24 protein-coding genes are annotated in these 22,772 nt (G+C 66.9%); 8 read left to right on the top strand and 16 right to left on the bottom strand.

What is annotated here, in order from left to right; translation table 11 throughout:
- Nucleotides 1–11: 11 nt before the first annotated feature.
- Nucleotides 12–902 carry a LysR family transcriptional regulator gene (locus B1A78_RS09590; RefSeq protein WP_077146746.1) on the top strand — a complete coding sequence of 297 codons (891 nt, stop codon included), beginning with the start codon at nucleotides 12–14 and terminating at the stop codon, nucleotides 900–902.
- A 50-nt stretch (nucleotides 903–952) separates the two neighbouring features.
- Here the strand turns inward: B1A78_RS09590 and B1A78_RS09585 are convergent, their stop codons facing one another.
- The 10 genes from B1A78_RS09585 to B1A78_RS09540 form a co-directional block, all read right to left on the bottom strand.
- Nucleotides 953–1,264, bottom strand: a complete 312-nt coding sequence (locus B1A78_RS09585; protein ID WP_077146745.1) for a hypothetical protein — start codon at nucleotides 1,262–1,264, stop codon at nucleotides 953–955.
- Between the two features lie 43 nt (nucleotides 1,265–1,307).
- Entirely contained in the window at nucleotides 1,308–2,687 is a 1,380-nt protein-coding gene (locus tag B1A78_RS09580) for an L-serine ammonia-lyase (RefSeq protein WP_077146744.1), read from the bottom strand.
- Nucleotides 2,684–4,555, bottom strand: a complete 1,872-nt coding sequence (locus tag B1A78_RS09575; protein ID WP_077146743.1) for an acyltransferase family protein — start codon at nucleotides 4,553–4,555, stop codon at nucleotides 2,684–2,686. The genes B1A78_RS09580 and B1A78_RS09575 overlap by 4 nt, the downstream gene beginning before the upstream one ends.
- 95 nt (nucleotides 4,556–4,650) lie before the next feature.
- Complete coding sequence (locus B1A78_RS09570) at nucleotides 4,651–5,265, bottom strand: superoxide dismutase (RefSeq protein ID WP_077146742.1); 615 nt, start codon at nucleotides 5,263–5,265, stop codon at nucleotides 4,651–4,653.
- A gap of 92 nt (nucleotides 5,266–5,357) precedes the next feature.
- Nucleotides 5,358–6,926, bottom strand: coding sequence for a cisplatin damage response ATP-dependent DNA ligase (locus B1A78_RS09565; RefSeq protein WP_077146741.1), 1,569 nt, complete (start codon nucleotides 6,924–6,926; stop codon nucleotides 5,358–5,360).
- Entirely contained in the window at nucleotides 6,923–7,936 is a 1,014-nt protein-coding gene (locus B1A78_RS09560) for a ligase-associated DNA damage response exonuclease (RefSeq protein ID WP_077146740.1), read from the bottom strand. The genes B1A78_RS09565 and B1A78_RS09560 overlap by 4 nt, the downstream gene beginning before the upstream one ends.
- Nucleotides 7,936–9,363 carry a UdgX family uracil-DNA binding protein gene (locus B1A78_RS09555; protein WP_077146739.1) on the bottom strand — a complete coding sequence of 476 codons (1,428 nt, stop codon included), beginning with the start codon at nucleotides 9,361–9,363 and terminating at the stop codon, nucleotides 7,936–7,938. The genes B1A78_RS09560 and B1A78_RS09555 overlap by 1 nt, the downstream gene beginning before the upstream one ends.
- Before the next feature lie 10 nt (nucleotides 9,364–9,373).
- The gene (locus tag B1A78_RS09550; protein WP_077146755.1) at nucleotides 9,374–10,624 is read right to left on the bottom strand and encodes a putative DNA modification/repair radical SAM protein; all 1,251 of its coding nucleotides are present in this window, start codon (nucleotides 10,622–10,624) and stop codon (nucleotides 9,374–9,376) included.
- Between the two features lie 163 nt (nucleotides 10,625–10,787).
- The gene (locus B1A78_RS09545; RefSeq protein WP_077146738.1) at nucleotides 10,788–11,525 is read right to left on the bottom strand and encodes a Crp/Fnr family transcriptional regulator; all 738 of its coding nucleotides are present in this window, start codon (nucleotides 11,523–11,525) and stop codon (nucleotides 10,788–10,790) included.
- Nucleotides 11,526–11,546: 21 nt separating this feature from the next.
- On the bottom strand, nucleotides 11,547–13,067 hold the full coding sequence (locus B1A78_RS09540) for a GAF domain-containing protein (protein ID WP_256837588.1): 1,521 nt from the start codon (nucleotides 13,065–13,067) through the stop codon (nucleotides 11,547–11,549).
- A 224-nt stretch (nucleotides 13,068–13,291) separates the two neighbouring features.
- Between B1A78_RS09540 and B1A78_RS09535 the strand changes: the two genes are divergently transcribed.
- On the top strand, nucleotides 13,292–14,086 hold the full coding sequence (locus B1A78_RS09535; protein WP_077146737.1) for a response regulator: 795 nt from the start codon (nucleotides 13,292–13,294) through the stop codon (nucleotides 14,084–14,086).
- Between the two features lie 117 nt (nucleotides 14,087–14,203).
- Here the strand turns inward: B1A78_RS09535 and B1A78_RS09530 are convergent, their stop codons facing one another.
- Nucleotides 14,204–14,821, bottom strand: coding sequence for a sigma-70 family RNA polymerase sigma factor (locus B1A78_RS09530; RefSeq protein ID WP_256837585.1), 618 nt, complete (start codon nucleotides 14,819–14,821; stop codon nucleotides 14,204–14,206).
- Nucleotides 14,822–14,954: 133 nt separating this feature from the next.
- Complete coding sequence (locus B1A78_RS09525) at nucleotides 14,955–15,359, bottom strand: BLUF domain-containing protein (protein WP_077146735.1); 405 nt, start codon at nucleotides 15,357–15,359, stop codon at nucleotides 14,955–14,957.
- Nucleotides 15,360–15,532: 173 nt separating this feature from the next.
- Here B1A78_RS09525 and B1A78_RS09520 point away from each other — a divergent pair, with 173 nt between their 5' ends.
- From B1A78_RS09520 to B1A78_RS09505, 4 genes are all read left to right on the top strand, one after another.
- The gene (locus tag B1A78_RS09520) at nucleotides 15,533–15,790 is read left to right on the top strand and encodes a NepR family anti-sigma factor (RefSeq protein ID WP_144037753.1); all 258 of its coding nucleotides are present in this window, start codon (nucleotides 15,533–15,535) and stop codon (nucleotides 15,788–15,790) included.
- Nucleotides 15,787–16,422 carry a sigma-70 family RNA polymerase sigma factor gene (locus B1A78_RS09515; RefSeq protein ID WP_077146733.1) on the top strand — a complete coding sequence of 212 codons (636 nt, stop codon included), beginning with the start codon at nucleotides 15,787–15,789 and terminating at the stop codon, nucleotides 16,420–16,422. Before B1A78_RS09520 ends, B1A78_RS09515 begins: the two co-directional genes overlap by 4 nt.
- Nucleotides 16,423–16,491: 69 nt before the next feature.
- The gene (locus B1A78_RS09510) at nucleotides 16,492–17,670 is read left to right on the top strand and encodes a PQQ-dependent sugar dehydrogenase (RefSeq protein ID WP_077146732.1); all 1,179 of its coding nucleotides are present in this window, start codon (nucleotides 16,492–16,494) and stop codon (nucleotides 17,668–17,670) included.
- A 9-nt stretch (nucleotides 17,671–17,679) separates the two neighbouring features.
- Nucleotides 17,680–18,462 carry a triacylglycerol lipase gene (locus B1A78_RS09505; protein WP_077146731.1) on the top strand — a complete coding sequence of 261 codons (783 nt, stop codon included), beginning with the start codon at nucleotides 17,680–17,682 and terminating at the stop codon, nucleotides 18,460–18,462.
- Here the strand turns inward: B1A78_RS09505 and B1A78_RS09500 are convergent.
- From B1A78_RS09500 to B1A78_RS09490, 3 genes are all read right to left on the bottom strand, one after another.
- Entirely contained in the window at nucleotides 18,438–18,962 is a 525-nt protein-coding gene (locus tag B1A78_RS09500) for a hypothetical protein (protein WP_218667958.1), read from the bottom strand. The two genes, B1A78_RS09505 and B1A78_RS09500, sit on opposite strands and share 25 nt — an antisense overlap.
- Before the next feature lie 10 nt (nucleotides 18,963–18,972).
- Nucleotides 18,973–19,485, bottom strand: coding sequence for a GNAT family N-acetyltransferase (locus B1A78_RS09495; protein ID WP_077146729.1), 513 nt, complete (start codon nucleotides 19,483–19,485; stop codon nucleotides 18,973–18,975).
- A gap of 194 nt (nucleotides 19,486–19,679) precedes the next feature.
- Nucleotides 19,680–21,068: a hypothetical protein gene (locus B1A78_RS09490; RefSeq protein WP_083734012.1), complete on the bottom strand. Its 1,389-nt coding sequence runs from the start codon at nucleotides 21,066–21,068 to the stop codon at nucleotides 19,680–19,682.
- 93 nt (nucleotides 21,069–21,161) lie between these two features.
- On the opposite strand from B1A78_RS09490, the gene B1A78_RS09485 reads away from it, so the two are divergent.
- Nucleotides 21,162–21,620, top strand: a complete 459-nt coding sequence (locus B1A78_RS09485; RefSeq protein ID WP_077146728.1) for an Rrf2 family transcriptional regulator — start codon at nucleotides 21,162–21,164, stop codon at nucleotides 21,618–21,620.
- Nucleotides 21,613–22,302 carry a class I SAM-dependent methyltransferase gene (locus B1A78_RS09480; RefSeq protein WP_077146727.1) on the top strand — a complete coding sequence of 230 codons (690 nt, stop codon included), beginning with the start codon at nucleotides 21,613–21,615 and terminating at the stop codon, nucleotides 22,300–22,302. The genes B1A78_RS09485 and B1A78_RS09480 overlap by 8 nt, the downstream gene beginning before the upstream one ends.
- Before the next feature lie 6 nt (nucleotides 22,303–22,308).
- On the opposite strand, the gene B1A78_RS09475 is transcribed toward B1A78_RS09480, so the two are convergent.
- Entirely contained in the window at nucleotides 22,309–22,737 is a 429-nt protein-coding gene (locus B1A78_RS09475; protein ID WP_077146726.1) for a VOC family protein, read from the bottom strand.
- Between the last annotated feature and the right edge of the window lie 35 nt (nucleotides 22,738–22,772).

Below are 22,772 nucleotides of genomic sequence, written 5' to 3'. Positions count from 1 at the left end.
GAGGAGGGACAATGAGCTGGGACGGCATCGAGGAAGTCGTCGCGATCGCCGACGCGGGCAGCTTCGTCGCGGCAGCGGCGCGGCTCGGCACCTCGACCTCGCATATCAGCCGCGCGGTGATCGCGCTCGAGAATCGCATCGGCGCGCAGGTGTTCGTGCGCACGACGCGGCGTGTCGTCCCGACCCCGGCGGGGCGCACGTTGATCGAACAGTTCCGCACGCTGATCTCGGCGCGCAACGATGCGCTGGCGGCGGTCGGCGACGACGGCGCGCCGCGCGGCGAGGTGCGGATGACCTGCTCGATCGCGATGGGCGAGCGCTTCGTCGCGCAGATCGCGCGCGATTACGCCTTCGCCTTCCCCGACGTCACGGTGACGCTCGAACTCACCAACCGCGTCGTCGACCTGCTCGCCGAGGGTTTCGACCTCGCGATCCGCACCGGCACCTTGCCCGATTCAGGGCTGGTCGCGACGCGCATCGCCTCGCGCAGCCTTCATCTCTGCGCCGCCCCCGCCTATCTCGCGCGCGCCGGCACACCCCAATCGATAGACGATCTCGTGCGCCACGAATGCCTGCTCGGCACCGCCCCCGCCTGGCATTTCCGCGCGCAGGGCAAGGATGTGACCCACCGCCCCGCCGGCCGCTGGCGCTGCAACAGCGGCACCGCGGTCACCGAAGCCGCCCTCGCGGGCCATGGCGTCTGCCAGCTTCCCGATTTCTACGTGATGCCGCATTTGCAAAGCGGCGCCCTCGTCTCGCTCCTCGACCCGCTGCGCCCGCAGGAGGAGCCGATCTGGGCGGTCTATCCGCAGCGGCGGCATTTGCTGCCGAAGGTGCGGCTGCTGATCGACAAATTGCGCGATGAGTTGCCGGGGGCGTTGCGACGGAGTGAGGCGTCGTAGAGTATGCTCCGGAACTCAGCCCGAGCGCAGAAGTTCACCCATCAGATTTGTCAGGCTTCTTTTCTGACAAACTGGCTCGCAAACCGAGTGTTATATGCGTGGAACTCGCCTTCAGGTGTCACAACAAGTTCCGTCACATTGGAGCGTTGAAAATCGTCTTCGTTTGCAGCATCGTTGATCTTGAGGCTTACGGTGACGGCTCCGTCTTCATTTCCGATCAACTTGTAGTCGTAATCAACCGTTTGACCAAAGCAGGCGACTTCACCTCCTGCAATAACCAACTCGGAACTTGGATCATCTAGGTCAGTCCAATGACCCTGCATTTGCTCCGGCAGTGATGAGCTACGATCCAATTTTTCCATTTGATTCTCCCTAGAGTGTATTCACCAGATTTCTGCGTGCCCCTCAACACTCCACCACGCTAACCGCCAGCCCGCCCTTCGACGTTTCCTTATACTTATCCCGCATATCCCGCCCGGTCTGCAGCATCGTGACGATCACCGTGTCGAGGCTGACGACATGGGTGCCGTCGCCGATCATCGCGATGCGGCTCGCGTCGATCGCTTTGATCGCGCCCATCGCGTTGCGTTCGATGCACGGGATCTGCACCAGCCCGCCGATCGGATCACAAGTGAGGCCGAGGTTATGCTCCATGCCGATCTCGGCGGCATTCTCGACCTGCGCGTTGGTGCCGCCGAGCGCCGCGGTCAGCCCTGCCGCCGCCATCGAGCAGGCCACGCCGACCTCGCCCTGGCAGCCGACCTCGGCGCCCGAGATGCTGGCGTTGCGCTTGTAGAGCGCGCCGACCGCGCCCGCGGCAAGCAGGAAGGTGCGCACCCCGGCGGCGTCGCCGCGATAGCCGCGGCGGTAGAAGCGGATCACCGCAGGGATGATCCCCGCCGCGCCGTTGGTCGGCGCGGTGACGACCTTGCCGCCCGCCGCATTTTCCTCGTTCACCGCCATCGCCCACAGGTTGATCCAGTCCATCATCGCGAGCGGGTCGATCAAATTGGTTTCGTGGCGGTTGCGGATGTCGTCGGCGATCTGCGGCGCGCGGCGCTTGACCTTGAGCCCCCCGGGCAGAATGCCCGTGCTCGAACAGCCCGCATCGATCGAGGCATCCATCGCCTCGGCGATCGCATCGATACCCGCCGTCACCTCGTTCGGCGGGCGGTGACGCACTTCGTTGGCGAACATCATTTCGGCAAAGCTGAGTCCCGACGCCTTGCCCATCGCGATCAGGTCGGCGCCCGAGGTGAAGGGATAGGGCAATTCGACCTCGTCCTCCGCCCCGCGACTGTTGCGCCCCGCCTCATCCTCGTCGACGACAAAGCCGCCGCCGATCGAGAAATACATGCGCTTGGCGAGGATCTCGCCATCGCCGTCACGCGCGGTGAAGGAGAGCGCGTTGCTGTGAAACGGCTGGCGCTGGCGCATCTGGAAATGCAGGTCGCGCGCGGGTTGGAAGCGCACGCGCTGGCGGCCGAGCAGATAGAGAAAGCCCTCGCCCTCCGCCCGGTCCCAATGCGCCTTGATCGCCGCCAGACTGGTCGAGGCGGGAATCTCGCCCGCAAGCCCCGCGACCACCGCGGTATCGGCGGCATGCCCCTTCCCCGTCAGCGCGAGCGAACCATAGAGATCGGCCTCGACATGCGCCGCTTTCGTCAGCAGCCCCGCCTCGTCAAGCCACACCGTAAAGCGCCGCGCCGCGACCATCGGGCCGACGGTGTGCGAACTCGACGGTCCGACGCCGATCTTGAACAATTCGAACAGGCTGATGGTCATGGCTTGGCCGGGCTAATCGCTTCGATGGGGAGCTTCGCCGCCAGGTCGCGCGACGCGCCCAATGTATAATGCCCATAGTCAAAATGGAAAGGCGAACCGTCGGAGGCGAAGAGGGGGCAGACGCCGCCGGGGCACTCAAGATCCTGCATCGAAACATAAGTGCCCCCGGCAGCAACGACCGCCTTTCGCATTGCATCGTCGACGGCAATCAGATCCAGGCGTCGGCTTTTGCCCGCGAGATCAACCCCGCCTCGCATGGTCAGGCGCGCTAGAAGACGCGGCAAGGGCTCCTCATATTCGACCGCCGGCCCCAAGACCGTGACGGGAATGTCCTGATCGCGGAACAACTCGATCGCACGCACCAGGCCGGGAAGACGCACCAAGCGCCAACGGGCCGAAAGAATCACTCGCGACACGGGCCCTTCACCGGGTGTGCGGCCTTCGAAACCAATCGCCATCACATTGGTACAGCGGGGATCACCCTCGACAGGCCAGACCGGATCGCACCCCGACGCCGTGAGCCGCAGAACATTTGCATCTGTCAGTCGTTCGGCCATCGCTTGGGCGATGTGGGCCGCATGACTGTCCCCCATGACGAGGATGTTCGGTCGGTCCGCTCGTCGCGTCGCGCACAGGCCGGGATCGAAAAATGGCTTGGCATTATCGGCCATGCAGACGCCGCGTTCGAACTGAAAATCCGCATCGTCGCTGTCGCCATAATCGAGATACGCCAGCAGCCGTTCGACCTCTGGATTGGCGATCCGCTTCGTGCTTGCCTGCACGGCCAGCAAGCTCGCCACACCCGCGACGAGCAGCATCGCGGCGACCGCGCCCCACAACACGCGCGGGGTCGCCCACGCCTTGCCGCGCCGGAGGAAGGGCTGCTCGATCAACCGATAGCTGAGGATCGCGAGCGCGAAGGAGATCGCGATCGTCGCGGCCATTTCGCCCGCGTCGAGCCTCAGCCCGCGCTCGAAGCGCCAGAAGGCCATCACCGGCCAGTGCCACAGATAGAGCGAGTAACTGATATCGCCGACAAAGCGCATCGGCGCGAGCGACAGCAATTTCGCGGTACCGCCCGCCTCGCCATAGGCGATGAGTAGCGCAGTGCCGACGCACGGCAACAGCGCCCAGGGCACCGGAAAGGCCATCCCTTCCTCGATCACGAACAGCGATGCGACCACCATCGCAAGGCCGAGCCAGGCCGCCACCGGCTTCGCGCGTTCGCCGAGCTTCGGAAGACCGCCCGTCGCGACCAGCCCGCCGAGCGCGAGTTCCCACGCCCGCGACGGCAGCAGGTAAAAGCTCGCCGCCGCCTTGTTGATATGGATCAGCCCGTAACCGATCGCCAGCGAGGCGGCGGCGATCACCCACAGCGCCGCGACGATATGGCGCGGCAGCCAGCGGCGCAGCGCGATCAGCAGCAACGGGTAGAAGATATAGAATTGCTCCTCGACCCCCAGCGACCAGGTATGCAGCAAGGGGGTGAGTTCGGCGTCGCCGAAATAATTGACCGTGCGCCAGAACCAGATGTTCGATCCCGACAGCGCGGTCGCCGCGGCGCTCCACGACAGGTCGCGCATGTCCTGCGGGAACAATCGCCACCAGCCGACCGCGAGCACGACGGCGAGCATCACGAGCAGCGCGGGCAATATGCGCAGCGCGCGGCGGCGATAGAAACCGGTCAGCGTGAAGCGATCGCCGTCCATCTCCTTCAGGATGATGCGGCTGATCAGATAGCCCGAGATGACGAAGAAGATGTCGACCCCGACGAAGCCGCCAGGGATCGCGGTCAGTCCGGCGTGGACGAGGAGGATCGGCAGGACGGCAAGCGCACGCAGTCCGGCGATGTCGTTGCGATACTGCATGGTCCCCCGAAATCTGGCCGGCGGACGCGCTCTAGCCCTTCGGGGTCATTTGGGAAAGGGGGGACGGGGCGGACCGATGGCCCGCCCCGCCGAAATCAGCCCGGATAGGTCCAGGTGCCTTCACGCGCGAAATTCTCGGCGGCGAAATCCCAGTTGAGCAGATTGTCGACCGTCGCGTTGACATAGTCGGGACGCACATTCTTGCGGTCGATATAATAGGCATGCTCCCACACATCGACGACGAGCAGCGGCTTGATGCCCGCGACCAGTTCGGTCCCCGCGTCATGCGTGTCGGTGACCGACAGCGTGCCGTCGCGCGAGACGAGCCAGGCCCAGCCCGACGCGAAATGGTTGATCGCGGTCTCTTTCAGCTTCTTCTTGAGCTCGTCGAGCGAGCCGAAATCGCGATCGATCGCGGCGGCGAGGTCGCCGGCAGGCGCGGTCGCGTCGGGGCTCAGGCTGTTCCAGTAGAAACCGTGGTTCCACGACTGGGCCGCGTTGTTGAACATGCCCTTGTTGCCCGACCCTTCGGCGTGATGGATGATTTCCTCGAGGCTCTTGTCGGCGAGTTCGGTACCCTCGATCGCGGCGTTGAGCTTGTCGACATAGGTCTTGTGATGCTTGCCATGGTGCGTCTGCAGCGTTTCGGCCGAGATATGCGGTTCGAGCGCATTTTCGGCATAGGGCAGGACGGTGAGAGCGATCGTCATGGCAGTCTTCCTTTTTTATCGGGGAGCTTTTGGGGTTCCTAACTCGGGATGGCGCAGCGCGGTTGCAAGGTTTCGCGGGCAAAATTTCGCGCCTACGTCGCCATCGCCAGCAACGTCACGATGCGGTCGGCCTCCTCGGCGGGTTTGTCGCGGCGGATGCGCGAAATGCGCGGGAAGCGCATCGCCAGCCCCGACTTGTGGCGCTTCGACGCATGGATCGAATCGAAGGCGACCTCGAGCACGAGCGACTTCTCGACCTCGCGCACCGGGCCGAAGCGGTTCAGCGTGTGGTCGCGGACGAACTTGTCGAGCCATTTCAGCTCCTCGTCGGTGAAACCCGAATAGGCCTTGCCCACCGGGAGCAGTTCGCCGCCGTCCGACCAGCAACCGAAAGTATAGTCCGAATAGAAGCTCGCACGGCGGCCGTTGCCGCGCTGCGCGTACATCATCACGCAATCGGCGGTGAGCGGGTCGCGCTTCCATTTATACCACAGCCCGGCGCGGCGGCCCGCCACATAAGGGGCATCGCGCCGCTTGAGCATCACCCCCTCGATCGCCGCATCGCGCGCGCCCGCGCGGCGTTCGGCGAGGTCTTCGAAATCCCTCGCGTCGATGACCTGCGACAGGTCGAAATGGCTGGCGGCGAGGCGCGGCATAAAGGCTTCGAGCTTCGCCCGCCGCGCTTCCCACGGCAGCGCGCGCAAATCCTCGCCATCGACGCCGAGCAAATCATAGACGCGCACGAAGGCCGGATAATCGGCGAGCATCTTCTTCGACACGGTCTTGCGGCCCAATCGCTGCTGGAGCGCGTTGAAGCTTGCCGCCTCACCGCCCTGCGCGTCGCCGCGCACGAGCAGTTCGCCGTCGATCACCGCATCCTGGTCGAAGGCCGCGACCAGTTCGGGGAAGGCGGTGCTGATCTCCTCGCCGCCGCGGCTGTAGATGCGCGTTTCGCTTCCACCGCGCACGATCTGGACGCGGATGCCGTCCCATTTCCACTCGGCGGCATAATCGGCGAGGTCGACGCTCTCCTCCTCGAGCGGATGCGCGAGCATGAATGGGCGGAAGAAGGCGACGTCGGCAAGGTCGGGCCGCTCCGCCCGCCCCTCGCCCCATGCGAAGAGCGGCGCATAGGGCGGCGCGATCGCGTGCCACAGCTCCTCGACGTCATCGACCGGGACGTCGAACGCCTGCGCAAACGCCTGTTTCGCCAGCCGCGCCGACACGCCGACGCGCATGCCCCCCAGTGCCAGTTTGAGCAACGCATAGCGCCCGTCGGCATCGAGCCGGTCAAGCAGCCCTGCGACGACCGCGGGCGCATCGCTGCGGGTTGCTGACGCGAGCGCATCGACCGCCTGGCTCACGCTGGGATCGTCTTTCGCCCCCGGCGCATCGGGCCACAGCAGCGCCCCGGTCTCGGCCGTATCGCCGACGAAGTGCCGCGACAGGCGGAACAATTCCTCGTCGACCCGCGTCGCGAGCAACGCGCGCACCGTCCCCGCCTTCACCGCCGGAAAGTCGAGGCTTTCGGTCAGCGCCGCGATCGCCCAGCCGCGATCGGGATCGGGCGTATGCCGCAGATAATCGACGATCAGCGCGAGCTTCGAATTGCGCGAGCGCGTGTAGATCAGCCGGTCGATCAGGGCCGCGAAGCGCTTCACGCCTCTTCCTCCAGATCGCGGCCGACGAGGTGCAGCGCGCGTGCCTTGCGCTGATGCAATTCGCACCAGCGCAGCAGGCCGTCTTCGCTGCCATGTGTGATCCACGTCTCCTTCGGATTGACCTCGGCGATCGTCGCGGTGAGTTCGTCCCAGTCGGCATGGTCCGAGATGACGAGCGGCAGTTCGACCATGCGCTGCCGCGCGCGCTGGCGCACGCGCATCCAGCCCGACGCCATCGCCGTCACCGGATCGGGCAGCCGCCGCGACCAGCGGTCGTTCAGCGCCGACGGCGGCGCGACGATGATCTGCCCCGCCATCTCGGCCTTGTCGGTGTCGCTCACCAACCGCAACTCGCCGAGATCGATGCCGTGCACGCCATAGAGGTTGCACATCTTTTCGAGCGCGCCGTGGATGAAGATCGGTGCCGTCCACCCGGCGCCGCGCAGTTCGGCGATCACCCGTTGCGCCTTGCCGAGCGCATAGGCGCCGACGAGCACGCTGCGATCGGGTTCGGCGCGCACCGCGCCGATCAGTTTGGCGATCTCGTCCGACGTCGGCGGATGGCGGAACACCGGCAAACCAAAAGTGGCCTCAGTCACGAAGATGTCGCACGGCACGACTTCGAACCGCGCGCAGGTCGGGTCGGCGCGGCGCTTGTAGTCGCCGGTGACGACGATCCGTTCGCCCTGATACTCCATCAATATCTGCGCGCTGCCCAGCACATGGCCGGCGGGATGAAAGCTGAAGCGCACCCCGCCGCGCTCGAAACCCTCACCATAGGGAAAGGCGGCATTATGGCTCGCCTCGGCATCGACGCCATAGCGCAGCGCCATGATCGCCAGCGTCTCGGGCGTCGCATAGACCGACGCATGACCGCTGCGCGCATGGTCGGCGTGGCCGTGGGTGACGGCGGCGCGCGCGACGGGGCGCGAGGGGTCGATCCACACATCGGCGGGCTTCACATGGATGCCGTGCGGATGCGGCTCGATCCAGGTCTTGGTCTTCGCCATCAGGCGGCGAGGCTCCGCGCCCAGGCGAGGTCGGCGACGAACGCCGCGCGCTCTTCGGCCGCGCGGTCGCGGTCGGGCAGGCGCAGCAGGAAGGAGGGGTGGATCGTCGCGACCAGTTTCGTGCCCCCCGCCAGTTCGTGCACCTGCCCGCGCATCGACTTGATGCTCGCGCTCTTGCCCGTCACCCCGCGCAGCGCGCTCGCGCCGAGCGTGACGATCAGCTCGGGCTGCACCAGCGCGCGCTCCTTGTCGAGCCACCAGCGGCACATGTCGATCTCGCCGCTCGTCGGATTCTGGTGCAACCGCCGCTTGCCGCGCGGCTCGAACTTGAAATGCTTGACCGCGTTGGTGAGGAACATCCGCCGCCGGTCGAGCCCCGCCTCGCCCATCGCCTCGTTCAGCACCTGCCCCGCCGGGCCGACGAAGGGCCGGCCCTGCAGATCCTCCTGATCGCCCGGCTGTTCGCCGACGACCATGATCCTCGCCGCCACCGGCCCCTCGCCCGCCACCGCCTGCGTCGCGTTGCAGTGGAGCGGGCAGCGCGTGCAGCCGCCCACCGCGCGCGCCACCGCGTCGAGCGAGGTCAGCTCATCGTCGAGAAGCAGGTCGTCGGCCACGCGCGTGCGCCATTTCTCCGTTCGCGGGTTCGCAGCCGAAACGGCCGCTTCGCGCATCCGTTCCACCCGCGCCCCGGCCCCCGCGAGCAGCGGCGCGATCTCCTGTGCCTCGGGCAAATTGTGCCAATATTTCTTCGGCATCTCGGCGCGCATCGCGTCGATCTTGACCCGCGCGGGGTTGAAGATCGCGCCATAATAGGTGCGCCACTGATCCTCGACGACATCGCTGTCGGGCACCTCGCCGCGCGTCCCGCCGGGGCCCAGGGTCAGCACCTCGTCCTGCCAGATCGCGCGCGCGTCGGGCGTGACGATCGCCCAGTCCATCCCATAGAAGCGCCGCTGGAAGAAGGGCGCGGTCAGCCGCAATATCCGGTGATCGGGTTCGAACCACGCCGCGAACCGCTCGCGGCCTTCACCCTCGCCCAATCGACGGAAGCGCACGAACGCATGCATCTTGTGAATGTCGCGGCGGATCATCTTGTCGGTCTTGCGCAACCAGTCGACATCGGCGTCGGTCGTCCGCGCGAGCAACTGCCGCTCGCGCGCCGCCCGCCAGACGAGACGATAGAGGCGCGCCGGCACCTCGGCGCCGCGATGACAGATCACCCGGTCGGCCATCGCCAGCAATTCGCGCGGCAGCGTCACCGCGCCCGCCGATGCGGCCGGCGCCTCGTCGCCGAACAGCGACGCGCCTTCTTCCGCCCCGCGCCAGCTCACATCCTCGGGCGCCACCCCGCCCGCAAGCAGCGCCCGCGCCACGCCGCGCCATTCGGCAAAATCGCCGGGCCGTTCGAGCACGACCTCTTTCACGGAACGGGCCTCACAGCGCGAGTGCCAGCTGCTCGGCCGGCGGCGCGAAGCGCGCGCGCAGGTCGGCGCTGTCGGTGAGCTTGCCCGGCCGCCAGTCGGGGGTGACGATGAAGGGCAGGATCTTCTTCACCGACGCCGTCAGCTTGGCGAGGTCGCCGAGCCGCAGCGCCCCCGTCCGCCGCACCGCGACGATCCGGTCGACCGCGCGCGTGCCCAGCCCGGGTACGCGGAGCAGCAATTCGCGCGGCGCACGGTTGATATCGACGGGAAAGATATCGCGCTTCATCAGCGCCCAGGCGAGCTTGGGATCGATCGCGAGGTCGAGCATGCCCCCGCTCGCCCCCTCCATGATCTCGCTCCGCGCAAAGCCATAGAAGCGCAGCAGCCAGTCGGCCTGATATAGCCGATGCTCGCGCATCAGCGGCGGCCGTACCGGCGGCAGCGCGCTGCTCGCGTCGGGGATCGGGCTGTATGCCGAATAATAGACGCGGCGGAGGTGATAACCCGAATAGAGATTGTCTGCGGTCGCGAGGATGTCGTCGTCGCGCGCCGCGTCGGCGCCGACGATCATCTGCGTCGATTGCCCTGCGGGTGCGAAGCGCGGCGGCTTGGCCTTGCCGATCAGCCGGCTCTTCGCGGCCTCCAGCGCATCCTCGGCGCCGACGCGCACCGATGCCATCGTCTTGCGGATCGTCGCCGGCTTCTTTTCGGGTGCGAAGCTCTCGAGCCCCGCCTCGGTCGGTAGCTCGACATTGGTCGACAGCCGGTCGGCGTAAAGTCCCGCCAGCGCGACCAGCGCGGGGTCGGCGCCAGCGATCGTCTTGAGATGGATATAGCCCTGGAAGCGATGCTCTTCGCGCAGGATGCGCGCGACCTCGACGAGCTGCTCCATCGTATAATCCTCGGACCGGATGATGCCCGACGAGAGGAACAGCCCCTCGATATAATTGCGCTTGTAGAAATCGAGCGTCAGCGTGACGACTTCCTGCGGCGAAAATCGCGCGCGCTCGACATTGCTCGACGCACGGTTGATGCAGAAGCGGCAGTCATAGACGCAGAAATTGGTGAGCAGGATCTTCAGCAGCGAGATGCAGCGGCCGTCGGGCGCATAGCTGTGACAAATGCCCATGCCCTCGGTCGACCCGATGCCCTTGGTGCCCACAGAATCGCGCTTCACCGTCCCCGACGAGGCACAGGAGGCATCATATTTGGCGGCATCGGCCAGCACCGCGAGTTTCTGGAGGGTCGTCTTGCTGCTCATGTCCATCGGCATAGCATATGGAACAAAAAAAGAACAAATCTAGGTTAGTCTAAACCCCGTCATTGCGAGGAACCGAAGGCGACGCGGCAATCCAGGGCATGCGTAAGCCGCCCTGGATTGCTTCCGCCCGGCTTTCGCCGGGGTCGCGACGACGGCAGTTTTTCTAGCCCCACCCCAACCGCATGCGAAATGCATCGAGGTGAAAATAGCTCGGATCGAACCCGCACATCGCCGCCAGCGCATCGGGGTCGAGGAAGCGGATCCACTGCCGGTTCATCTCGATATAGCCCTCGCGCACCAGCCGTCGCAAAACCCGGTTGGTGTGGATCGGGGTGAGCCCGAGCGTGTCGGCGATCTGCGTCTGCGTCATCGGTAACCGCATCGCGTCGCCATTCGCGAGGTTGACGATCTGCGCACGGCGATGGAGTTCGAGCAGCAGATGCCCGATCCGTTCCTGCGCGCTCTGGCGCCCGTTGCGAACGATCTGTTCGCGCAGGAAGGCTTCCTCCTGCACCTGCGTCCACCAGAAGGCCATCGTCAGCGCGCCCGACCCCGACATCAGGTCGCGCACCGCCTGCGGCGGGATCGCATAGAGCGACCCGGCGCTGATCGCCAGGACACTATGGTCGGCCTCGGCCGCGACGAGCACCTGCAGGTCGAAGATATCGCCGGGCAGCAGGATGTTGAGGATCTGGCGCCGCCCGTCCTCGAGCTCCTTGTAGCGCGCCGCCCAGCCCTCGCGCATCACGAGCACCGCGTCCATCGGTTCGCCCGCGCTCACCAGTTCGGCGTTCGCGGCAAAGCTGCGGACCTTGCCGCCGAGCGCGAGCAATTGTTCGCGATCGGCGTCGCCGAGGTCGGCGTAATAATGCAAGCGCGCGACCAGCGCTTCCAACGTCATACAGGCCCCCGCCCTTTTGGTTTATGCTTCGCGCCACCGCGCGGGCAAAGTGACGGTACAGACCAAGCCGCCCGGCTCCCAGCGCCGCTCGATCGTCCCGCCCAGATTATTACGCACGCTGCGCTCCATCAGCAAGGTGCCAAAGCTGGTGCGGCCCGGCGGCCCCGAAATCGGCGCGCCGCCGCTTTCGGTCCAGACGAGGCGGAACTGGCGGTCGGGATCGTCGTCGGGGCCCTGCGTCCAATGCACCTCGACACTGCCGCTCTCGCTCGCCAGCGCGCCATGCTTGACCGCGTTCGTCGCGAGCTCGTTGAACAGCAGCGCCATCGCGACCACCGCATTTTCGGGCAGCTCGAGGTCAGGGCCCGACCAGCCGACGCGCGGAAAGGCCGCCTCGACCTCGCGCAGCAGCGCGTGCATCGACCCGGTCAGGAAATTGGCGCCGAGCAGGACATTCTGCGCGCGGTTCAGCGCGTCGAGCCGGTTGCTCACGCGCTCGACATAATCGTCGACGTCGGTCGCGGCGTGGCGGGTCAGCGAGATGATCGCGCCGACGGTGGCGAACAGGTTGCGCATCCGGTGGTGCAGCTCGCGCATCAGCACCGCGTCATTGTCGCGCCGGTTGCGCTGTTCGGTGATGTCGATGCTGACCCCGGTCAGCATCGCGTCGTTCCACCGGACGTCCCAGTCGCCGCGGATCGACAGCCAGCGGACCCCGCGGTCGGGGTGCAGGATGCGATGCTCGACCGCATAGGGCGTGCCGTTCTCGATCGCCTCGTCGAGCACCGCGCGCACGACGCCATGGTCTTCGGGATGGATGCGCGCGAACGCCCGTTCGGCGGTGGAAAGCGCGGTCTCGAAATCGGCACCCCACAGTTCGGCGACCGCGCCGTGCCAGCGCAGCGCATCGGTGCGCGGGTCGAGCTGCCAGGTCGCAATCCCCGAAAAATCGAGCGCGCGTTCGAGCATGCGGCGCGCCGCGTCGCGCTCGATACTGATCCGCCGCAAATCGGCCTCGGCCATGATGATCGCCGCAAAATCCTCGAGCCGGCCGATGTCGTCGGGGGTCAGCGGCGACCGCGGCTTGCGGTCGATGATGCACAAGGTCCCCAGGATATCCCCATTATAGGCGCGCAGCGGCACGCCGGCGTAAAAGCGGATGTCGGGCGCGCCGGTGACGAGCGGATTGTCGCGAAAGCGCGGGTCGACCGTCGCGTCGGGCACGACCACCGGCTTGCGCTCCGCAATCGCGAACTGACAGAAACTGATGTCGCGCGGGGTTTCGGGGACGTCGAGGCCATGGGCCGATTTGAACCATTGGCGGCAATCGTCGACCAGCGAGACGAGGGTGATCGGCGCGTCGTACAGATCGGCGACGAGCTTGGTGATGCGGTCGAATCCCGCTTCGGGTCCCGTGTCGAGAATCCTGTATTCGCGCAGCGTCCGCAGACGCCGCTCCTCGGCCGATTGCCGGTCCTCCTCGTGCCGGAGGTCGCTGTCCCCGCTGTCCGCCAATATCCGCCCCTTGTCGTCCCCCGGCATCATTGCGCCGCCGTCCTGCCCCAGGGTCGCCTTGCCATGATTTCGGTCCTTGCCAAATATCGTAACCAATCGGACCGAAAGGAAAAAGCCGTTCCGTCATCCGCTGCTGCCGCGTCCCAACCGCTTCTACGCATGCCGCGCCGACTAGTTGCCCAGATTCTGACTCGGGCGGGAACCCGACCGGCGGGACGCGCGTATGCGAACATTCCAAGGGAGGATATTGCATGAGTCTGGGCGAAGAAATCCGCGGCCACCTGCCGTTCCTGCGCCGCTATGCGCGCGCGCTGACGGGAACGCAGCAGCATGGCGACGCATTCGTCCACACCATGCTCGAGGTCGTCGTTGCCGCCCCCGACGAGTTCCGCTCGGGCGACGGCATCCGCATCGACCTCTACCGCACCTTCCACCGCATCTGGGAAAGCGCTTATATCTCCGACGGCGAAGGCAGCGACGATCAGGAAGATCCCATCGTCCGCGCCGCCAACCGGCGCCTCGCGCGGATCACCCCGCTCGGCCGCCAGATCCTGCTGCTCACCGCGCTCGAAGGCTTTTCGACCGAGGAGGCCGCGCTGATCACCGGCACCGATATTCCTACGGTCGAAAGCCTGCTCGCCGAAGCGGTCGGCGACCTCGACCGCGAAGCCCGCACCTCGGTATTGATCATCGAGGACGAACCGCTGATCGCGATGGAGCTCGAACAGATCGTCCGCGATCTCGGCCATGAGGTCGCGGGCGTCGCGACGACGCACGAAGACGCCGTCGAAGCCTTTGCGGCGACCGATGCCGGGCTCGTGCTCGCCGACATCCAGCTTGCCGACGGGTCGTCGGGGATCGACGCGGTGCAGGACATTCTCGCGCTTGCGCCGGTGCCGGTCATCTTCATCACCGCCTTCCCCGAACGGCTGCTCACGGGCAACCGCGTCGAGCCGACCTTCCTGATCTCGAAGCCGTTCCGCGAAAATACGGTGCGCGCGGCGATCAGCCAGAGCCTGTTGTTCACCCCGCAACTGGCGGCCTGACCTTCTCCTCCCCTCCCGCTTGCGGGAGGGGTCGGGGGAGGGTCTGTTTCCTGAACAAGCATGGGAGAGCGATCTGCCCTCTCCTAACCCCTCCCGCAAGCGGGCGGGAAATCGACTTCAACCGCCGCTCGGCCCGTTCGAGGTCAGGCTGTCGACATCGTCCATGATGCTGCGGAACACTTCGCTCGCCGCCAGCGCATCGCCGCTGCGCAGCGGCATCTGGCCGCCTTCCAATATGTCGTGGAGCGCCGTGCGCGCGCGCGACACGCGGCTCTTCATCGTCCCGACCGCACAGCCGCAAATCGCCGCCGCCTCCTCATAGGATAATTGCCCGGCGCCGATCAGCACCAGCGCCTCGCGCTGGTCGACCGGCAGCATCATCAGCCCGCGCTGGACGTCGCCGAGGTGCAGGCTGTCGTCCTGCGCGTCGGGCGCGACGAGCAGGCGCTCGGCGGCGAGCTCGTCATAATCGGCAGTGAATTTCTTGCGCCGCATCTGCGACAGGAAACAGTTGCGCAAGATGACGAAGGCCCAGCTCTTCATACTCGATGGGCCGGGGATATATTGTTCGCGCGCCTTCCACGCCTTCAGCATGGTTTCCTGCACCAGATCGTCGGCGAGGTCGGCGTTGCCGCACAGGCTGCGGCCGAAGGCGCGCAGGTGCGGCAGCATCGCCGCGAGTTCGCGTTTGAACGTCGCGTCGTCGAGCGGCTGGGCGGTGTCGCTGATCGTCACAGGCGCCGTTCCGGACGCCCTGGCAGAACCTTGAAGCAAAACATCATCTTGGCAGGGCTTAGCCCGTTCGGGCGCCGATGCAAACCCATATGGGTGTATCGCGACCCCGGGCGCGCGGCGGGCCCGGGCGCGATCACCCGCCCGGACCGCGGTGACCGAGCGCCAGGAAATTCGCCATCATCTGCTCGTCCTGCGGGTCGAGCTGGCCGCGCGCCGCGAGCCGCGACAGCCCGGCGTCATGCTCGCGGAACAAGGGACTGTAGAGCATCGAAAAGGCCGAAAACTCGCGCTCCTCGACCAGCCGGCGGCGGATCTCGATCACCCCATTGTGGCGCAGGTCGGCGCGGATGCGCGCGAGGCACGCCTCGACCCGCGCCACCGGCCCCTCGAGCAATTGCATGAAATTCTGGCCGTTATAGATCAGCGCGCCAGTCAGCCCGTCGCGGGCGTTGTTCGCCTGCGCCTGCGCCACCATCGCGGCAATATCGGCGGGCGTCAGACCGGGATCGGCGACGCTGACATAGATGACCGAAAGCAATGCGACCCTCCCGCGCCGCGGCGAAGAGCGCGGCAGCGACGATCGACGCTACACCCGTGCTGGGCGGCATGCGCTAACCTGGATTAGGTGCGCAATTTTTTTGCGCGCGCCGCGGTCCGTCGCAAAAAACAACGCGCATGGGAACTTGGCGCGATTTTTTTCGTTCATCGGACATGGCAACCCACGGCGAACATAGGATGAAGGGCAACAGCGCCCAACAGCGCGCGCCGCTCGGCCGTCGTTCGGGTCCGGGCAGCTTTCCCGGTACCGATACCGACCAGTGGCACCGCGCGCTCACCGGCCGCCAGGCGCCCGAGCCGGTCAGCACCAAGCTGCGCACCATCTATGGCAATGTCGTCGCCGAACCCCTGCCCGACACCATGCTCGACCTCCTGTCGCAGCTCGACCAGAAAGCGCCCGATCAGGAATGACCCAGGCAAGCGCCGTTTCGCTGCGGGAGGGGGGCCAAAATCTTCCCGATCATGAATTCAAGGCGCTGCTCGCCGGCGTCATCCCGCATTTGCGCGCCTATGGCCGCAGCCTTTCGGGCAATCCCGACCTCGCCGACGATCTGACGCAGGACACGATGGTCAAGGCCTGGGCGTCGCGCGACCGGTTCGAGGCGGGAACGTCGATCAAGGCCTGGACCTTCGTCATCCTGCGCAACACCTTCCTGTCGCAGATGCGCCGCAACAAGTTCGTCGGCGATTATGACGAGACCGCGGTCGAACGCACGCTGTCGACCCCCGCGAGCCAGGAGGACAGCGGCGAGATGGCCGACCTCCAGCGCGGGCTGATGGAATTGCCGCAGGACCAGCGCGAGGCGCTGATTCTCGTCGGTGCCGGCGGCCTGTCCTATGAGGAAGCGGCTCAGATCTGCGGCTGCGCGCTCGGCACGATGAAGAGCCGCGTGTCGCGCGCACGTACCGCGCTCGAGGAAATCATGAACAGCGGCCATTTCTCGCAGAAGCGCGCCGAGGCGGGCCCCGCGAGCGAAGCGATCGACGCGATCATGGACAGCGTCGAGACGATCGCCGCGCGCCACGGGGCGCTCGGCCGCTGACCCCTCGACTTTGCGGGTCGGGCGGGGCAGATTGCACCCCGCCTCCCCCCGCAAAGCGAGATCAAAAACATGAAGAATATTTCGACTGCCGCCCTCGCCGCCGCCTTGCTCGTCGGCGCCTGTTCGACCGGCGCGACGCCCAGCGAAGCCGCCCCTGCCGATACGTCGGCGATCGACGCCAATGGCGCGCAGCCCGCGACCCCGCTCGCCGATGCGCCCTTCACGGTGCAGGAGGTGGCAAGCTTCAACGAACCCTGGGCGATGACATTCCTGCCCGGCACGCCCTTCGCGCTCGTCACCGAAAAGTCAGGCAAGCTTAAATTGTGGCAGGAAAATGGGGCGGTCGTCGACGTCGCGGGCGTGCCGACGGTCGCCTATGGCGGCCAGGGCGGCTTCGGCGACGTCATCGTCGCGCCCGACTTCGCGACCAGCGGCACCGTCTATCTGAGCTGGGTCGAGGCCGGCGAGGGCGGCACCTTTGGCGCGGTCGTCGGCAAGGGCCGCTTCGACCAGAGCGGCGCCCCCGCGATCAAGGACCTGCAGATCATCTGGAAACAGGATCCCAAGGTCACCGGCCGCGGCCATTTCTCGCACCGCCTCGCCTTCTCGCCCGACGGCAAATATCTCTTCATCGGCTCGGGCGAGCGCCAAAAGTTCGACCCCGCACAGGACATGAAGGCCAATCTCGGCAAGATCGTCCGGCTCAACCCCGACGGCAGCGTCCCTGCCGACAACCCCTTCGTTTCCGAGGGCGGCGTTACCGCGCAGATCTGGTCGCTCGGCCACCGCAACATCCTCGGCCTCGCCTTCGACGGGTCGGGCCAGCTCTGGAACCAGGAAATGGGCCCGCAAGGCGGCGACGAGGTCAATCTGGTCGCGGCGAAGAGCAACTATGGCTATCCGATCGTCTCGAACGGCGACCATTATGGCGGCAAGGACATCCCCGACCATCCGACGCGCCCCGAATTTGCCGCGCCCAAGCTCTGGTGGAACCCCTCGGTCTCGCCCGCCGGGCTCGTCTGGTATGATGGCGACCTCTATCCGGGCTGGAAGAACAGCCTGCTGATGGGCGCGCTGTCGGGCGAAGGGCTGATCCGCATGGCCGTCGACGGCGACAAGCTGCACAAGTCCGACCGCTGGGATTTCGGTACCCGCATCCGCGAGGTCGAGGTCCGCGACGACGGATCGGTCTGGCTGCTCACCGACGGCAGCGACGGCAAGCTGGTGAAGCTCGTTCCCAAGGGCTAAAGCGCGCCCATGCTCCGCGACCTCCTCGCCCGGCGCGCCGAATGGCCGGCGCGCATCCCCGACCCGGATGCGCCGCCGTCGCTCGGGCTGCTCTGGCGCGAGGCGACGTCGCTGATCCGCGCCATGTGGGGCCGCATCCGCGCGCTGCCGCCCGAACCCAATCCCGACAGCGACCATCCACCGGTGATGGTGCTGCCGGGCTTCCTGTCGGGTGACTGGGCGACCAAGGCGCTGCGCGGCGACCTGCGCCGCGCCGGCTTTCGCTGCTATGCCTGGGGCCTCGGCTTCAACCGCGGCGCGACCCCCGACATCATCGAGCGCATCGACGGCCGCGTGCAGTGGATCATCGACCGCACCGGCCACGCACCCGCGCTCGTCGGCTGGTCGCTCGGCGGCATCTACGCCCGCGAATATGCCAAGCACCATCCGGGCAAGGTCGCGCGCGTCGTCACCCTCGGCTCGCCCTTTTCGGGCAGCCGCCGCGCCAACCGCGCGTGGCGCCTCTATCACCTGATCGCGCGCCACCCGGTCGAAAACCCGCCGATCGATTTCCACCCCGCGCCGCGCCCCGAAATGCCGACCTTCGCGCTGTGGTCGTCCTACGACGGCGTCGTCGCGGTGAACAGCGCCCGCGGCGCCCCGCACGAAAGCGACCGCCAGGTCGAGGTCGACTGCGGCCATATGGGCTTCGCCTATGCCCCGACCTCGGTCGCAGCGATCGTCAAGGCGTTGCAGGAAGAGGTTGGCCAGCCAGAAGCCGAAACGCCTCACATATCGAACGCGTGCATATAGACGCGCGTCATCGCTCCGTCGGGCACCAAAATGAATTCGGTCAGCTGGCCGATACTGACATCGGTTGCAACGCCCTCCGCATCGGGCACCGGCGCCCTCAACCACCAGCTCAGAGGCGGATCGGCCTGCTGGCTACGGATCAGCCGGCCCTGATCAAAGTCGGACACCGGGGCGATCGCGACCTTTGAGAATGGTTGCATAACCGCATGCGCTTTGTCGCTCGGCAGGTCGAACCGAAAGACCTGGGTACAGTCGATCCCGCACCATTCCTGGAAATGCACATTGCGCGCCTCGATCGGCAGCGTCTTGATTCCAGCATCGACAACGATCGACCGGGCCTGCGCCTCGCTGAGCGGCTTTTCCGCATCATGCTCGAAGCAGTTCATACAGACCTTGAATTCACCGCAGCCGCCGAGAACCGCCGCTGCGGCAGCCGCCAGCACCAGACCGCATATCAATCGGCTCATCGTCGTCGCCCTGCCTTGCCCCGTCACCACCATGGCAAAGCGCTCAGCAAACGTCGATCCCCGACCCCGGCCGCCACTTCATGAGCACCCGCCCCGGCCGCCGCCCGATCTGCCCCGTCGCGAGGAAGCCGACGCGCCGCAGCAGCGCGCGCGAGCGATCGTTATCGGGATGGCATTCGGCGACGATCGCCGCCCCCGGCCGCGACGCGGCGATTTCGCGCACGACCGCATTCACCGCCTCGGTCGCCAGCCCCTTGCCGCGCGCCCTGGCCGCGAACCAGTAACCGACCTCGACCTCGCGCGCGTCGCGGCGATGGACGCCGATCACCCCCTGCAAATCGCCGAATGCCCGGTCGCGCACCGCATGGAACACGTCGCCGCCGCCCGATCCGGCGATCAGCGCGCGGGCATCGGCCTCGGTGAAGGGGGTCGGCAGGAAATACACCTGCGCCGTCACCGACGCATCGGTGATCGCGGCGAGCGCGGATGCGTCGTCGGCGTGGAGCGGTGCGATACGGCACCGGTCGGTCGAGAGGGCAAGCAAGCTATCGGTCATGTCGCGTCTTCTCAAAAAACGCACGCCGTGACCGGGGGGTATGGGAACAATGATCCTTCGCCTTTCCGAACACGGCGGCGATGGTCAAAGGGTGATGCCATGCCGCTCCTATGTAAAGGAGCGCCAATATGCCTTGAATCGGGGTTGCAGGGCGTCGGTCATCGCGGGCTGGCTAACCGCTTTGCCCGCCCCGGTCAATCGCCAAGCAGCGCCGCGATCACCGGCGCGGCATCGGGCATCCCGGCGCGCAGCGCGTCGATCCGCGCCAGCTGTTCGGGCGGCACCCCGAATTTGCGCGCCGCCGCCAGCCATTCCGCTGCGGTCAGCCTGCCGTCGCTGTCGGTGGCGATCAGGGTGCGCACGAAATCGGCGAAGCCCTTGCCGCGCGGCCGTCCCGCTGCCTCGACCGCCGCCGCGAACAGCGATCCGCAGGCATAATAGGCGCGCTGGTCGCCCCGCCGCCGCGCATCGGCGAGCGGGCCCTTGGCGAGCGCCGCCGCGCAATCGGCGCGCGCTTCGGCCGTGAATTTGGCCGCATCGAAGCCGGCATCGGCGCGCAGCGCGGCCCCCATCGCCAGAAAATCGGCGCCGCCCTCGGTGATCCACGCCTCGTCGGGGGTCGCGTAACCGACCGTCTGGCCGAGCCAGAAATGCGCCGCCTCATGCGCGATGAACCAGCGCATCTGGTGCAGCGCGCCGGGCGTCTCCTTCAAAAGCTGGGTGCCCTCCAGCCGCATCGTAATCAGCCCGGGCGACACGCTGCCGCCGGTGCTCGCGCCGCGAAACTCCGCGCCCGCCCAGCTCGCGATCACCATCGGCCGGCTGCTCTTGTGCGACCCCATCATCGCCTCATAATCGCGGAACACGGCGGGCGTGAAATCGCGCAATTGCCCCGAAATCCAGCGCGGCAGCCCGGGATCGAGGATCGTCGCGACCGGATCGTCGGCCGCCAGTGACACGTCACCGACATAGACATAGCGGTCGCCCACCGCCTCGGCGCGCGTCATACGCCGGCCGTCGAACAACAAGGGCGCACCCGCGGCGGTCAGCGCGATCCGCGCCGGATATTCGCGCGGCTCGCGCAGCACCGCGACCGCTTCGCGACTGTCCATCGGAAAGGCGTTGAAATGCCCGCCATAAAGCGCGAGCGATCCGTCCGACAGGATGATCGCCGGATCATAATCGGCGATGATATCCTCGGCGAGCGGGCGAAAGCGGATCACCACCTCGCGCGGAACGGTCCCCGAATCGGCGACCAGCGCGTCGAAATCGCCGATCCGCACCAGCGACACCCCCGGCGTCGCCACCGTCCAGCTTTTCGGGCGCCAGGGCGTCTCTTCGCGCCGCAGCAGCGCCGACCGCTCGAACGCCCAGACCGGTGCATCTTCGGCAAAGCGGAAGCGCGCCTGCCAGCCGGCCGCGTCGCGGGTGATCTCGACCTCGGTCGCGGCAGGCGCCGCATTGGACGCGGGGGCCGGCGCAATCGGGTCCGCCGCACAGCCCGACAGCGCGGCGAGCATCGCCAATATCGCAGGAATCTTCATCGCATCATCGTCCCAATGAACATCCCCGGGCGCGGCCATCTAGGCGATTCGCGCGCCGCGGGTCAACAACTGTATTATCCCTATAGCGCACCTGCGGTTGACATCGCGTCATCACGCACTATTTAAAGTTACATGAAACGCGACAGCCGACTCTCGGGCGTCCTCCACGTCCTGCTCCACATGGCCGAACACCGGGCGCCGATGACGTCGGAGCAGTTGGCGAAGGCGATGCAGACCAACCCCGTCGTGATCCGCCGCATCCTCGGCGGGCTGCGCGACGCGGGTTTCGTTCATAGCGAAAAGGGCCATGGCGGCGGCTGGACGATCGCCCGCGACCTCGCCGCGATCACGATGCGCGACGTCTATGACGCGATCGGCCGCCCGAAGCTGATGGCGATGGGCAACCGCACCGAAGCTCCCGGCTGCCTCGTCGAACAGGCGGTCAACGCCGCGCTCGATCCCGCCTTTCGCGATGCCGAGGCGCTGCTCCTCGCCCGCTTCGCCGCGGTGACGCTCGCCGAGCTCGCCGCCGATTTCCAAGCGCGCATGGCCGCGCGCCCTCCCCATATAAAGGATCATCATCATGGCTGAAGGTGCGCAGCACTTCCTCGACCATTTCAAGGACCCGGCGGCGGTCGCACGCTACGCCGACGGGCCGCGCCGCTTCGTCCCCGGCTTCGACGCGCTCCACCGCATGACGGGCATCCTGCTCGCCGAGCGCGTGCCCGACGACGCGCATATCCTCGGCGCGGGCGGCGGGCTCGAACTGCGCGCGCTCGCCGATGCCTTTCCCGGCTGGACCTTCACCGGCGTCGACCCCGCGCCCGCGATGCTCGGCCTCGCGGCGCAGACGCTCGGCGCGCACGCGCACCGCGCGGCGCTGGTCGAGGGCTATATCGACGATGCCCCCGAAGGACCGTTCGACGGCGCCGTCTGTCTGCTCACCCTCCACTTCCTCGCCGCCGGGGAACGCATCCGCACCGCCGCCGAAATCCGGCGCCGCCTGAAACCCGGCGCGCCCTTCGTCGCCGCGCATGGCAGCTTCCCGCAAGGCGAGGGCGAGCGCGACCGCTGGCTCGACCGCTACGCCAGCTATGCGATCGCATCGGGCGCCGACCCCGAACAGACCGCCGGCGCGCGCACCGCGGTGGCGCAGCATGTCGCGATGCTCAGCCCCGACGCCGACGAAGCCGTATTGCGCGACGCCGGCTTCACCGGGGTCGAGCAATTTTACGCCGCCTTCACCTGGCGCGGCTGGGTGGGCTATGCCTGAAGGGGGCTAGAAGCGGATCTCGACCGACGGCGCGCTGCGTTCGTGCGCGCCATGATAGACCGCCTCGATATTATTGCCGTCGGGGTCGAGCAGGAAGGCGGCATAATAGCCGGGATGATAGGGCCGCTCGCCCGGCGCACCATGGTCGGCGCCGCCAGCCGCCAGCCCCGCCTTGTAAAAGGCGTCGACCATCGCGCGGTCCGCCGCCTGAAACGCAAGATGGTGCCGCCCGGTGAGCTTGCCCACGGCGGCTTCGCTGTCCTTCGACGAGACGAACAATTCGTCGACCCAGAAATAATCCTCGCCCGCGCCGCCGATCGGCATGTCGAGCACGTCGAAGATCGCGTCGTAAAAGGCGCGGCTCGCCTTCAGATCGGCGACGACCAGCTGGATATGGTCGATCAGCCGGCCGCGGTGCAGCAATTGCGTTTCCATCGGGATCACTCCTTTTTCGCGCCCGCCTGCTGCCC

Source organism: Sphingopyxis sp. KK2, assembly GCF_001990265.1.
Lineage (GTDB): Bacteria > Pseudomonadota > Alphaproteobacteria > Sphingomonadales > Sphingomonadaceae > Sphingopyxis.
Note: the sequence above shows the minus strand (reverse complement) of the source record. Positions and strands in the feature narration are given on the sequence as shown.

Excerpts from the sequence above, each read along its gene's own strand:
- B1A78_RS09590 (WP_077146746.1), top strand. The coding sequence starts at position 12 with ATGAGCTGGGACGGCATCGAGGAAGTCGTCGCGATCGCCGACGCGGGC.
- B1A78_RS09585 (WP_077146745.1), bottom strand. The coding sequence starts at position 1,264 with ATGGAAAAATTGGATCGTAGCTCATCACTGCCGGAGCAAATGCAGGGT.
- B1A78_RS09580 (WP_077146744.1), bottom strand. The coding sequence starts at position 2,687 with ATGACCATCAGCCTGTTCGAATTGTTCAAGATCGGCGTCGGACCGTCG.
- B1A78_RS09575 (WP_077146743.1), bottom strand. The coding sequence starts at position 4,555 with ATGCAGTATCGCAACGACATCGCCGGACTGCGTGCGCTTGCCGTCCTG.
- B1A78_RS09570 (WP_077146742.1), bottom strand. The coding sequence starts at position 5,265 with ATGACGATCGCTCTCACCGTCCTGCCCTATGCCGAAAATGCGCTCGAA.
- B1A78_RS09560 (WP_077146740.1), bottom strand. The coding sequence starts at position 7,936 with ATGGCGAAGACCAAGACCTGGATCGAGCCGCATCCGCACGGCATCCAT.
- B1A78_RS09550 (WP_077146755.1), bottom strand. The coding sequence starts at position 10,624 with ATGAGCAGCAAGACGACCCTCCAGAAACTCGCGGTGCTGGCCGATGCC.
- B1A78_RS09545 (WP_077146738.1), bottom strand. The coding sequence starts at position 11,525 with ATGACGTTGGAAGCGCTGGTCGCGCGCTTGCATTATTACGCCGACCTC.
- B1A78_RS09540 (WP_256837588.1), bottom strand. The coding sequence starts at position 13,067 with ATGCCGGGGGACGACAAGGGGCGGATATTGGCGGACAGCGGGGACAGC.
- B1A78_RS09535 (WP_077146737.1), top strand. The coding sequence starts at position 13,292 with ATGAGTCTGGGCGAAGAAATCCGCGGCCACCTGCCGTTCCTGCGCCGC.
- B1A78_RS09520 (WP_144037753.1), top strand. The coding sequence starts at position 15,533 with ATGGCAACCCACGGCGAACATAGGATGAAGGGCAACAGCGCCCAACAG.
- B1A78_RS09515 (WP_077146733.1), top strand. The coding sequence starts at position 15,787 with ATGACCCAGGCAAGCGCCGTTTCGCTGCGGGAGGGGGGCCAAAATCTT.
- B1A78_RS09510 (WP_077146732.1), top strand. The coding sequence starts at position 16,492 with ATGAAGAATATTTCGACTGCCGCCCTCGCCGCCGCCTTGCTCGTCGGC.
- B1A78_RS09505 (WP_077146731.1), top strand. The coding sequence starts at position 17,680 with ATGCTCCGCGACCTCCTCGCCCGGCGCGCCGAATGGCCGGCGCGCATC.
- B1A78_RS09500 (WP_218667958.1), bottom strand. The coding sequence starts at position 18,962 with ATGGTGGTGACGGGGCAAGGCAGGGCGACGACGATGAGCCGATTGATA.
- B1A78_RS09495 (WP_077146729.1), bottom strand. The coding sequence starts at position 19,485 with ATGACCGATAGCTTGCTTGCCCTCTCGACCGACCGGTGCCGTATCGCA.
- B1A78_RS09490 (WP_083734012.1), bottom strand. The coding sequence starts at position 21,068 with ATGGCCGCGCCCGGGGATGTTCATTGGGACGATGATGCGATGAAGATT.
- B1A78_RS09485 (WP_077146728.1), top strand. The coding sequence starts at position 21,162 with ATGAAACGCGACAGCCGACTCTCGGGCGTCCTCCACGTCCTGCTCCAC.
- B1A78_RS09480 (WP_077146727.1), top strand. The coding sequence starts at position 21,613 with ATGGCTGAAGGTGCGCAGCACTTCCTCGACCATTTCAAGGACCCGGCG.
- B1A78_RS09475 (WP_077146726.1), bottom strand. The coding sequence starts at position 22,737 with ATGGAAACGCAATTGCTGCACCGCGGCCGGCTGATCGACCATATCCAG.